6 protein-coding genes and 1 pseudogene are annotated in these 12,059 nt (G+C 58.5%); 4 read left to right on the forward strand and 3 right to left on the reverse strand.

Going from position 1 to position 12,059, the window contains the following annotated elements; all coding sequences use genetic code 11:
* The first annotated feature begins 51 nt into the window (after positions 1 to 51).
* On the forward strand, positions 52 to 1,692 hold the full coding sequence (groL, locus tag XH96_RS32020) for a chaperonin GroEL (protein WP_092219351.1): 1,641 nt from the start codon (positions 52 to 54) through the stop codon (positions 1,690 to 1,692).
* Between the two features lie 255 nt (positions 1,693 to 1,947).
* Here the strand turns inward: groL and XH96_RS32025 are convergent, their stop codons facing one another.
* Positions 1,948 to 2,529: a hypothetical protein gene (locus tag XH96_RS32025; protein WP_194394421.1), complete on the reverse strand. Its 582-nt coding sequence runs from the start codon at positions 2,527 to 2,529 to the stop codon at positions 1,948 to 1,950.
* A gap of 324 nt (positions 2,530 to 2,853) precedes the next feature.
* Here XH96_RS32025 and XH96_RS39355 point away from each other — a divergent pair, with 324 nt between their 5' ends.
* The 3 genes and pseudogenes from XH96_RS39355 to XH96_RS32040 all read left to right on the forward strand — a co-directional run.
* On the forward strand, positions 2,854 to 3,078 hold the full coding sequence (locus XH96_RS39355; protein WP_246789820.1) for an alpha-L-arabinofuranosidase C-terminal domain-containing protein: 225 nt from the start codon (positions 2,854 to 2,856) through the stop codon (positions 3,076 to 3,078).
* Positions 3,079 to 3,517: 439 nt separating this feature from the next.
* Positions 3,518 to 4,153 (forward strand): acyl-CoA dehydrogenase family protein, encoded by a 636-nt coding sequence (locus tag XH96_RS32035; protein WP_194389495.1) that lies wholly within the window; start codon positions 3,518 to 3,520, stop codon positions 4,151 to 4,153.
* 196 nt (positions 4,154 to 4,349) lie between these two features.
* Positions 4,350 to 4,644 (forward strand): annotated as a pseudogene (locus tag XH96_RS32040) (transposase); the annotation flags it as partial.
* On the opposite strand, the gene XH96_RS32045 reads toward XH96_RS32040, so the two are convergent.
* Together XH96_RS32045 and XH96_RS32050 are read right to left on the reverse strand one after the other, a co-directional pair.
* Positions 4,615 to 5,802 (reverse strand): IS110 family transposase, encoded by a 1,188-nt coding sequence (locus XH96_RS32045; protein WP_194394342.1) that lies wholly within the window; start codon positions 5,800 to 5,802, stop codon positions 4,615 to 4,617. The pseudogene XH96_RS32040 and the gene XH96_RS32045 overlap by 30 nt on opposite strands.
* A 2,351-nt stretch (positions 5,803 to 8,153) precedes the next feature.
* Complete coding sequence (locus XH96_RS32050) at positions 8,154 to 8,984, reverse strand: YopT-type cysteine protease domain-containing protein (protein WP_194389496.1); 831 nt, start codon at positions 8,982 to 8,984, stop codon at positions 8,154 to 8,156.
* Between the last annotated feature and the right edge of the window lie 3,075 nt (positions 8,985 to 12,059).

The raw sequence follows: 12,059 nt of genomic DNA on the forward strand, positions 1-12,059 counted from the left end.
CCCACTTAGGCGCGCTGAAGGGTGAGAAAATAAGAACTGAGGGAATTCTTAATGTCAGCCAAAGAAGTCAAATTCGGAGTAGACGCGCGGGACCGCATGCTGCGCGGCGTCGACATCCTCGCCAATGCCGTGCAGGTCACGCTTGGTCCGAAGGGCCGCAACGTCGTGCTCGACAAGTCGTTCGGCGCGCCTCGCATCACCAAGGACGGCGTTGCCGTCGCCAAGGACATCGAACTCGACGACAAGTTTGAGAACATGGGCGCCCAGATGGTGCGCGAAGTCGCTTCGAAGGCGGCGGATGCTGCCGGCGACGGCACCACCACTGCGACCGTCCTGGCCGCCGCGATAGTCCGCGAAGGCGCCAAGTCAGTTGCCGCCGGTATGAACCCGATGGACCTCAAGCGCGGTATTGACCTCGCGGTCGAAGCCGTCGTTGCGGACCTCCAGAAGAACTCCAAGAAGGTCACCTCGAACGAGGAGATCGCCCAGGTCGGCACCATTTCGGCCAACGGCGACCAGGAGATCGGCAAGTTCCTCGCCGACGCCGTGAAGAAGGTCGGCAACGAAGGCGTGATCACGGTCGAAGAGGCCAAGTCGCTCGAGACCGAACTCGACGTCGTCGAGGGCATGCAGTTCGACCGCGGCTACATCTCGCCCTACTTCGTGACCAACGCCGACAAGATGCGCGTCGAGATGGATGACGCCTACATTCTCATCAACGAGAAGAAGCTCTCCTCGCTGAACGAACTGCTGCCGCTGCTCGAGGCCGTGGTGCAGAGTGGTAAGCCGCTGGTCATCGTCGCCGAGGACGTCGAGGGCGAAGCGCTCGCGACCCTAGTCGTGAATCGCCTGCGTGGTGGCCTGAAGGTCGCGGCCGTCAAGGCTCCGGGCTTCGGCGATCGCCGCAAGGCCATGCTGCAGGACATCGCGATCCTGACCGGCGGCCAGGCGATCTCGGAAGATCTCGGCATCAAGCTCGAGAACGTCACGCTCAACATGCTCGGTCACGCCAAGAAGGTGATGATCGACAAGGAGAACACCACGATCGTCAACGGCGCCGGCAAGAAGGCCGACATCGAGGCGCGCGTGGCCCAGATCAAGGCGCAGATCGCGGAGACAACCTCGGACTACGACCGTGAGAAGCTCCAGGAGCGACTTGCCAAGCTCGCGGGCGGCGTCGCGGTGATCCGCGTCGGAGGCGCGACCGAGGTCGAGGTGAAGGAGCGCAAGGATCGCGTTGATGACGCAATGCATGCGACCCGTGCGGCTGTCGAGGAAGGCATCCTGCCGGGCGGCGGCGTCGCCCTGCTCCGCGCTTCCGAGCAGCTCAAGGGCCTGCGCACCAAGAACGACGATCAGAAGACCGGCGTCGAGATCGTGCGCAAGGCACTGTCCTGGCCGGCCCGCCAGATTGCAATCAACGCCGGTGAAGACGGTTCGATCGTGGTCGGCAAAGTCTTGGACAACGAGCAGTACTCTTATGGCTTCGATGCGCAGACAGGCGAGTATAGCAACCTTGTCTCTAAGGGCATCATTGACCCGACCAAGGTCGTGCGCATCGCTGTCCAGAACGCCTCCTCGGTGGCCGCTCTCCTGATCACGACGGAAGCGATGGTTGCCGAGCTGCCGAAGAAGGCCGCGGCTGGTCCAGCAATGCCTCCAGGCGCCGGTATGGGCGGTATGGACTTCTGATCTACTCTGCCAAATTATCAATGACCATGCAAAACCCTGGCGGGAATGCCAGGGTTTTGCGTCGGCGGGCTTGCAATATAGCCCTAGCAAGCCGCTGTGTGTCAGAAGGTTGCGTAATCGATGCTGTTGCGCATACGGTCGGGCAGATCACGGGGAATGACTTTCTTGAGGATGCTAACGACTCTGAACGTGCTAGCGGGCTGGCTGGGCCACGTGGTTTTGCCGTAAAATTGGCGATTTGTTGCCGATTGCTCTCTAGGGGCTTTTTTGTTGTAGTGTTTGCGCAAAATCTCCGCCCTTTTCTGTGCGTCTGCAAGGCGGAGGCACCGATCGTCGCTGAAATTCCGCCCGGAAGCGGCCGTTGAAAGCCTGGATGAACGCATCATCGTTTGGCTTGCCGGGCAGGCAAGCCAAGCATAACGCCGCGCTGTCGCCCTCAGTCAAGATTGCGCGAGACAACTCGCTGCCCTGCTCGATGCGGATCGTCGATATCCCACTTCTTTGTAGGCCCTTTCCGGTATCTCCACGACGCCGCTGCCGAAGGCTCGTACTGCGCAAATGCCACAATAGATGCGGATCGGCTTCATAGAGTTCTCTCCCGTGTCGGCACGCATTTTCATTCGCTCCTTTCGCAGAGCAGCAGGCCACGTCGTAACTGTCATCAGCCGCAGGCCAGCCGAGAAGAACATCAGGAAAGCCACAGTTCTGATCGATCGCGACTTCACCATTGGTCACACGAATTCTCGTCTGTTTGGTGCTTTCGTCGAACATCGGGGCCGATGCGTCTATGGTGGCATCTACGAGCCCGGCCATCGGAGCGCAGACGGTGCGGTTCATCGTTGCGCAACATACCTAGTTTTGGCCAATGGGAAGAAACGGTCCTCGAACACAGCTTGATTACGTCGACTAAATTTCAATCCATACTTAACTCGGGAATTACAGTCAGGACATCGCCTCGTTTCTCGCGAGCACCGACGTGAGGACTGCTTTACTGATGAGGTCGTCGTCCTAGCTGATGCGGCTGCGGCCACGCGGCGCTCCAAAAAAAGCGTCTTATGCTCAGCTTCGACGAATGGAACGTCTGGTATCGAACGCGCAACGAGGCTACCCCGGCGGTAGACCGCTGGCTAGTGCCCCCCCATCCTTGAGGAAATCTATACAATGGAGGACGCGCTCGCCTTCGGCGGCGCCTGCATTTCCCTTCTGAATCACGCCGATTGGGTAGGAGTTGCCTGCCTGGCGCAACTCGTGAACGGCATCGCGCCGATCATGACCAAGACAGGGAGGTGCGTGGCGCAAGACCATCTTCTTTCCTTTTGCGCATATGAGCCGCTTTGGTCGCGAAAGACTTTTGCACGCGCAAGAGCCACGGAGGACATGTTTTGAATGCCATATTTCACGTTCGCCTCGCTATGCCGCCCAATGTTGCATGACAGACCTCTCCTCGGTCGGCTCACTTTGGGACGAGACACCAATCGACAACGCAGAGCGAGTCTTGAGAAGAATGGGAGGTTACTGAAACGAGCGTGTGCCTCCGATAGGTCCGACAAGACTTATCTTAATGAGAGCCCACGCAGCGGTTGCAATAGGTCGAAGTCCCGCAGAACGTGCTTATACTGCACTTACATCCACACTATACCAATGTGTAACCGAGAGGTGCCGCGTTCTTACGTGCTCTCTCGCGATCAAGACGGCTGGGGCGCGGCTTCATCTAGCATGAACCGCGGCCGTATCGGTGTGGCTGCTATGGGTCTTGGAGCCCTTGAGCGCGCTATCCAGGTCGCAGCCTCTTATGCAAGCCATCGCCGGCTCGGTAAACTGACGCATGATCGAGAACAGCTACATCGAGCAGTTATTTGGACAGATGGTGCTGCGGCGGAAAGTCGTGAAGGCGATGCTGGCCGCATCATGCCAACTTGTTTCAGCGCAAGGCGCGCCAAACGTCCACCTTGCGTCGGCAACGAAGGTTTTGTCCTCGGAGTGGTGCGGCCTTGTCGCTGATCAATGCGTCCAGCTGTTAGGTGGCCGTGGTTACGACGAAGGAGCGCCTTTAGCCAAAATCTATCGAGACGCTCGCATCCTTCGCATCTTCGAAGGTCCGACTGAGGCGCTCCTATCACATCTCGGCCGCTGCCTCCTTTCTAAAGCCACGCGTGACGAAATAGCCGATCTCTTTCGGTCAGTTGGAGCGGCATCAGTCCATGCTGCTGCAATTGAGGAGCTCTCTGGGCTCAATGAGACAGATGGGGCCGTGCTGATCTATGCGGGTTGGCTCACCACATTGGGGCTGGCAAAAGCTGTCATGTCTGCTGGCTGCTTCTCTGCCTTAGATTGCGCCGCAGCGGCGGCTCACCTGGTCAGTTCCGAACTTGCAACTCTCCGTACTCGCGCGCCGGCCCGGCAATCTGTCGAAGTGCGCAATCTGGCTAGTCGGACTCTGACCACCTTCCTTGAAAGATGAGGCTTGTTCGATTCGCTCACCTGTCCTCACGGACGATTACCTTAGATTGGTGCAGTATGTCTGACAGCTGGCCGATGCCGGACGTCTTTCCACCTGCTGGTTCCGCGCGCGGACGATGCAACCGCGGAAAGGCGAAGCATCCCTGATGCACTGCCACATCGAATTCCGACAGGCTGCTATGAGGGCCTAACCTAATCTCGCTCCGGTCAGACACCTCGATGTCGAGATCGAGCGCACCATCAACGGCCGGGACGCCGACGAGCGTCCCGCTGTGCGCGACGAAAAGAGCAAGCCGCGTCTTGAGTACATGCGCGACTTGTTGTTGCGCGGCGCGAAACCCTCTCGCCCTCCTCCGAGGTCCTGAAGCTTATGAATTACATGCTCCGCTAGATGACTTCGGCCGCTTCCTCGACGATGGCAGGATCTGCTTAACCACGGATGGTGTTGAGAAGTCCTTACCTTCAGTTCGTGGCAGCTTTTTTTGGTTTTTCCTTCCAGGCAGCCACCATGCGTTCGTAGGCCTGCTCGACGCGTGCGACGTAACCAGCTTCCCGTTCGCGGATTTCCTTGATCCAATAGTCCCGGCCCGGGCCAGCCTTGCCGTAGGCATGGGGAGCCCCAGCCTTCAGAGCCACCTTCCGGAGTTTCATCGCCGTGAACGCTGGCCGCGCGTAAGCGTAGTCCTTCCCGGTCGTCAGGACGTGCCAGATCATGACTGCGAGCTTGCGCGCCGTCGCGACGGCTGCGACCCCGGCCCCGTGCTTTTTCTGCGTTCGGTTGAAGAATGCTCGCAACGGACCCGGCGCCGTCTTGGCTGACCACGCCGCCTCAACCAGCATCTTGCGGGCGTCACGGTTGCCCTGCTTCGAGATCCGGCCATGCCGTGCCGGGTGCTCGCCTGACTGCCGAACCCGCGGAGTCAACCCGAAATAGCTGCTGAGCTTATCCGGCGACGGGAAGCGTGCGATGTCGCCGATGGAGGCCAGTACACTCGATGCGACAACCGAACTCACGCCGGGGATCGTCATCAGCTTGAGAGCCCGTGGATCGTCCAGAGCCTGCTGGGCCACGACTTTGTCGATCTCCGACAGTTGCTTCGTCACGCGTTCGAGTTCCACGATCAGACGCCAGAGCATTGCACGCTCCTCCGATGGGAGAGGCAGACTGTCCAGCCAATGCTGTCCGCGCTTGCCGAAGAGATAGCCTTTGTAGGGCGGGATGAGGTGGGCATGCAGGATAGCCTTCATGCGTCCTTTAATCCGGATGATCTGCGCCAAGACGCCAGCGCGCTCGGCCATCTGGCGCCGGCGGCTGTAGGTGTCCTCGTCAGCAACCCAGACCTCCGGCAAGAAGCCGGCAGCATGCAACTTTGCCAGGGTCCCAGCATCGACCTTGTCCGTTTTGACTCGCGCATAGGCAATCGCCCGAACGAGCCTCGGATTGGCGACCGCGACGCGCTTAACGTGCGGGCGCAGAATACGTTCGACAGCCGCGCTGTTGCCCGTCACCTCGATGACCACCTCATCTTCGAGGCTGAGTGTCTTGGCAAAGGCGACAAGCCGATCGTGGACGAGATCTACGCGGAGCTGTCGGATTATTGTTCCGTCCTCCAGGATCGCCACCTGGGCGAACGATCGGTGGATGTCCATGCCGACGATTTGCATGCTTGGTTCTCCTTGTCTCAGGAGCCAGTGGCTTGCAGGACATCTACGGATCCGCGCTCGCAGCGCAGCCGGGCAAGTCGTAGGGGGCGGCCAAGTAACAAAGCGAGCTCACAGCTCATGGTCATGGCGGCCTGCCACCGTTTCGTGCTCCAGCGCCCCTATCCCGGCTTCGACAGACTAATCCGGACGACCAGTCCTCTCCACCGGGTTTGAGCGCTGAAAACATCATGCCCTTTAACAATTGCGCTGAGCGCGCATTGAGAGGCATCGCCTTGGGAGCGCAACTGGACCTTCGCCGGTAGCCGGCGGGGACCGACCGTGCCGCCATCATGCTGACGATAGTCAGGACCGAACGCCTGCCAAGTGCTGCTCAAAGCCCTCTTGCCCGGCATGCCACCCTGGGGCTCTTCCGAGACCGCATGCCTACCTGGGGCCAAGCTGTTACATTGGATGGATCGAAATTGCACGATTCCACGCTAGCCTCACGTCCAAAAACTCAATTGAGCTGACCCTATTATGGATAGGCTTTCCAGAAGCTGTCGAGGCCGTCGCTCGTGAAGCAATGCATCGCCACATCGGCAAAAAGGAAACTGCCCCGCAGCTCTCAATCGTCGCGGGGCTTCCGCTCTGGAGGGCACGCTTCGCGAGCGGCTTGCTCGGACTCGCGGCAGCTGTTTCAGGAGAGACTACCGTGCGATTTCGGCCACAATATCGACAAACAATGAGTCGTGAACAGTAAGCGTAGATCGGATCCCGTTTTGATTGGCGCTTCACGGTTATCTTGGCCCGCGTGATGCGCTGACGCGCCTTCCAGCTTCCGGACAATGCGAAGACACCGGCATCACTGTCCGCAATGAAGCGGCGATAAAATCTATGGGCCGCACGGGCCGCATATGTACGTGCTCGGGAAAAGACGGGTCACCTGTGACATCGAGCTATTCGACATCGTCCGACACACCGCCGACAACCTTCGGAGGACGCGACCGAGGGCATCGGATAACAGTGAAAGGCCGCCCGTTGGACTGGTTTCCGATCCCTTTGCCTGGCTGTCGTCGAAGTCGCGGAGGTAGAGGATCGTCTTTCGTGAATGATGTCGCAGAGCCGCGCCTTGCAAATATCGATGGGCTTCTGCTGACACCTTCTCGCGGCACATGGCATATGCGAGTTTCACGACCTCTTTGAAGAGATCGGCTTATGTCTATGCTCAACCATACCCTTAGGTCGGACGTCCGCTGGACAGATGGGTGGCTTCCAGCCAGGATGGCATCGCCCCACACCGGCCGCTTTCGTTTTGTGAATCGCGTCGGGTTCGTCAGCTTTCGGAAAGCTAGTCCTTCTACAGTGACATGGAAGTTAGCGGCGCGTGGTAGGGACAGCGCTTGCCCCGTGTATGCGTGGGGCTTTCGGGCGCCGAGTCACGTTTCTGCTAACTTCAACCAGTGCGGGCGTGGCAGCGACAGCGTCTGATTCACCGTCCTGACCAGCGCCGAGTCGCGCCCGCGCTGCTTCCGGTGCAACACTGGGATCATATGTAAGTCATCGGATCTTCCAGATCAAACCAACAGCCAGCTCAGCAGAGAGGGGGTCCAGGCCGTAAATTCGAAAATTGTTGAATGAGCTTGTAGTCGGCTCGCCCCAAAAGTTTGCCGTTAGGCTTGGAACGAACATAGTGCATAGTTTTCACTTTCGGTTCTGATGTTGAGATCTTCAAGCAGATCCGGACCACAGCAAAAGCGGAATGACGAGGACAAGCACGGATTGTTGCCGAGCTCATGGCGAGCGTCGACTCGGTCGTGCGCTGGTGCGACGGCACGCATTGTCGTTGACAGCAGCTGCTTGCCTGGCGAGGTCAGTGGAGAAGCGGCCGGCGAAGATTCCAAAGCAGACGAAAATACAACTTGTGCCGATTGTGTTGGATGCGTGATGCCCGCCCTTAGCCCTGAGCGCAAGGGCTAAAGGCGTCGAAACCCACACGAAGAGCTTAGCCAACTTTTAGAAAAGTCTAACGGGCCGCCGGTCCTGCTTAAGTGCAAGCGCAGCCCATCCAGGCTTTGACGCGCCAGGGCACGAGCTCATCAATCTGAGTGACCGGCCAGCCTCTCTCTGGGCATTTTCCCCTCGCTGCATTACTTCCAGAGAGCTTCCGTCGAGCATGGCGCTCCAACGTCCGAAGGGGCGCCCTGAGCTCTGCTTCACGTCGGGCGCGCGTTGAGGGCGCCACAATCCGTGTTCCCTGCCGTGGTTGCAATGCCGGACCCGTTGCGGATGTCCGGCATCGATCGCGAAAGAATCCGCTCGCGGGCCTCGGCCAAGTATCTTTGCAACGTCCCAAACACTCACGTCATCCTTAGTGTGACGACAGTCGATATATCATGTCGGTTCGGGTTCCTGTAGCGGTCGGCGAGACTGTTGAACAACTCACCCATCTGATCTGAGCGAACAGTAAATTCCCCATAATTGGGATCAAAGAGGGTCGTCATTCCATTCGATGTCGACGTTACGATTGTGTGGGCGCCACCTGCGGCGAAACGCAAGCTGACGAAGTAGATCGACCTATCGTCGGCGACCTCATTCACGATCTGCTCAATGCAAGATGTACCAGACCTATATCGCGTCTCTTGGGCGAACGGCTCTAGGCCGGCTTCGCGTAACATCGTACTTTTTGCCTGAAGGTCGTGGGAACCTTCGGCCCTATTCCTTCGCAACAGACGCTTGAGGTCTTCATACCGCTGCTGCCGCATTGCCGCCGAGCTGTGATTTTGAGTCCCCGGGCGCAGCGCCCTCATCCGGGATGATGGGCTACTCGGGAGATTGAGGAGCCACTCCGCCGCCAAGCCAACGCAGATTCCGTTGACATTGGCACCGGATAATTCCGCAGTCCTGTATTCGAACAGAGGACGAATAGGTCTCGCTGGAGACGATGGATTTGAGCTGGAGGACAGAGAGGATGTGCTGGGCTCCGAGGTGCTTGGACTGTAAATGATTGCATTTGAGGTCTGTGGCTTGCTGCAGCAGAGGCCCATCTTGTCGGACAATTCCCCGCATGGCGGGCTCTCCCGTTGAGCGAGATCCGTCATTGCTTGAGCAAATTGGTAACTGTCCGCCGACCCACTCGGTTCGTCAGCTTGATTAGGGCGCGTGGATCGGTCACTAACTCGATTATACATGCCGGTTCGCCTGCTTCTTCAGCGTACGTTTCCTCAGAGCGAGCGCGGGCTGCTTACGCTCTGCCTGCGAATGATCTTGTGGCAAGCTGACGACGAGCTGACAACCAGATAAATTAGCGAAGCTACCGCCCCGCGCCTAATTAGTGTCTCGACCGACGCTGCTCACGAGCCCCGCTCAAGATGTGGGATTGTGGCCGGCGAAGCACAGTGACGGCAGGCGCGACCTTCTGCAATTCCGGATGCAGTCAGGCGATGGGGCGAGAGCGCCTTCGTCACTGAATGCGACCGTCGCCTTGGCCTCGATCTCACAACCATCGCGACGCCGCCGGTCGGCACACACTGCTCGCTCCAAAGAGTGCGCAATTCGCGCCGTCGGATCGCCCAGTGATGCCTTGTGAGGATGATCGTCGGCCTGGCGAAATGCTGTTGTTGCCGCCGATCCGCGTTCAGCACCGCTCCGCGAGCTTTACCGGGGATCAGTGCACTGTTAGCTTCTCCCGGTCGATGGTAGCTAATTCGGCTGCCCCCCGCGCACGCTACGGTCAATTGATCCTAACATATACACGCTCTTGGCGCCTCGGTTCGGCGGCGCCGAATCGGTCTTCTGCAGCCGCTCGGCGTCACCTTTGCGCTTGGATATTCCTAATCAGCTCATCATGGTGCCGCGCTCATCCGCGCGAACAACATTGCTGCCTCCGAGGGCCCTAGTCCAACGATGCCTACAAAGCTCGGCGGCGGCATCGGGATGTCCCGATGAATGGGTCTCCACAGGTGAAGGCAATATCGGCTGTTATTTACATACTGCGAATATGGCGGATGCAGTTGCATGACGCATTCCTCTTCATCCCAGAACAGGTCTTTTACAAAGCACATCTCTTCCCAATTCGGACAGCGCCGCGGCGTCGAGACCGCAACATGCTCCCAACCAGGACGAACAAATCCACTTATCTTTAGTTCACACCCGCAAGGCCCCTGCACAAGGAACACGCCGCAAGGGCCTGATCCCGGAACCGTAGCGAACCGGCCGTGTTGCACGCGGCCGGCCTCCAGCTTCTCAATCAACTGCGCTCGCACGCCCGCTCCTTTGCCTTTCGAAGGGCCTTGAAACCGACGCGGCTTACGTTGTCTCGCAAATCGTTACTGTACCGCTCTTGAGAGCACCATCTGAGCAAGCCGCAGATGTCCATCATCACTCGTTCTCCTGCTATAGTCTTCTAACAATCGCATGGTGGGCAGAACGCTCTCAGGAGCCACCGATTACGTGAGTACGGGCGGTAGCACGATCTGGGCGATGGCGAATCGGTCCGCCGACCGCACCTTCCCGGCTCATAGTACAACTCCGTCATCGAGCCCCTTTCATGCGAAGCATCTTACTCATGGATGCCGGCCAGTATTGCTCGCACATCGCCGAATACAGCGCGCATCAGCAACACTTCTGTCTGCCATCGCTCTCCCGCCCTTCAAGCAAGCGTTAGTACGCATTCATGTCATGGCGCTTGAGCGCAAGAGACTGGCGGCCCCCTCTCTTCAATGAATTGGTCGTCATCATGGCATTCTCTCTATAGTGGGCCTTGACATCTAGATTCCATGATGTCTCGCAAAGCCAGTGATGGCTCCAGCTGAACCGACGATATTACTGCTTGGCGAGATCGTACCTGATCATTCATGGCTTTCTCGTCGAGTCTGAACAGTGGCAATGCGCCCGACACGATAGAAAGAGGGTGCGCGAATCGGCCTGCACCCAGAGCCGCGGACGCCTGGTATGAACTGACGTCGAACCAACGACATCGAGCGGATCGCCTGCCATCTCGGCCTCTCCTCGTAAGCTAACGGTCAGGAACAATGATTAGTCGATCTCAATCATCGTCGGCCGATCTTCACGCGGCACTACGATGCGAGTTCCAACTCATTGCTCAGGGTATGGCGCTCGCGATACGCTCAGCCTTTTGCAGCTAATGCGGGTGTTGTCTTTCAGACATGGACGTCGCGAATCCGAGCTCTGGCAGCGGCTCTGTGTCGCCAACGCCCGACATACGCGCTTTTGCTGGCATCAAAGCGGTGCGGATACTTCTGCGTCGTGGCATGTAGATTGCTGCGGTGACGGAAAGCGACGCTAACTGTACCGATGATACGCGAGCATACCATCGGACGGAGGCTCGCCGCGCAACAGACAAACATTCCGATACTCTCCTTGCAAGAGGACTGCGAGATTATGAGTGGTACGAGGCATGCAAAGTCCGGCATTTCTCAGCGGACCAGCGCGACGTCTAATGAAATGACGCATTGGCGCGCACCAAAGCACCCACCGATCAGGCATTACGGCGCCGATTGTCGCTCCCGGTCGGCGCAAAGGAGATGGAACCCTTGGCCGCTGGCCGCACTCCTCATAAATGTGCTGCTTTGGGCCGGGCTCTACTGGATCATCGCAGCGTTCTTCTGAATAAGCTGGCGGATGCCAGAGCAGCTAGGGGCTTTGCCACGCCTCGCGCATGCCGCGGCCGCTCCGTATACCCACGCACCATCAATGACGCAGATAGCTCGAATTGGCGAAACTGATACGCCATTGCAGCCGCAACGAAGTTCCACACACTGACCTGTAACAGCTGAACGGTCTGGCGCGGATTGGCTCCGGGCTTCCGCGTTACTGCGACGCATAGACTGCAAATTGAGGTCTAGGCTGCGCTTTTTCTTATGAGTATTTGATTTCGAGAAGCTGACTAAGGAAGTAGGACTGAAGGAGCGTTGGGCAGGCGGATCGCTCCGCCTTATATTTCGCTATCTGGAGCGCGGGACAGGACCGTCAGGATGCCCCGCCCTACGGTGCCCCTCAACGTCACTTCCACGCACTGACTTGCTTGCTGTGCGACATCTGCGTGGCCATTGGGTCGGATAGCGATCAACACTTTACAGCTCTTCCTCGCGTCACGTATCGTCCTCGTCTTTGTGCATCTGCCACATGTGGGCGCGCCGAGCTAGCTTGTCGTATTCCACGGCAATTTTGAGCAGCCTGTCTTTGGCTCTCCCGTCAGCGAGCGCTTCCGCTTTCTTTCGCGTTGCTTCCGCACGGCCTCGCCA

This window comes from Bradyrhizobium sp. CCBAU 51765 (assembly GCF_015291725.1).
Taxonomy (GTDB): Bacteria; Pseudomonadota; Alphaproteobacteria; order Rhizobiales; family Xanthobacteraceae; genus Bradyrhizobium; species Bradyrhizobium liaoningense.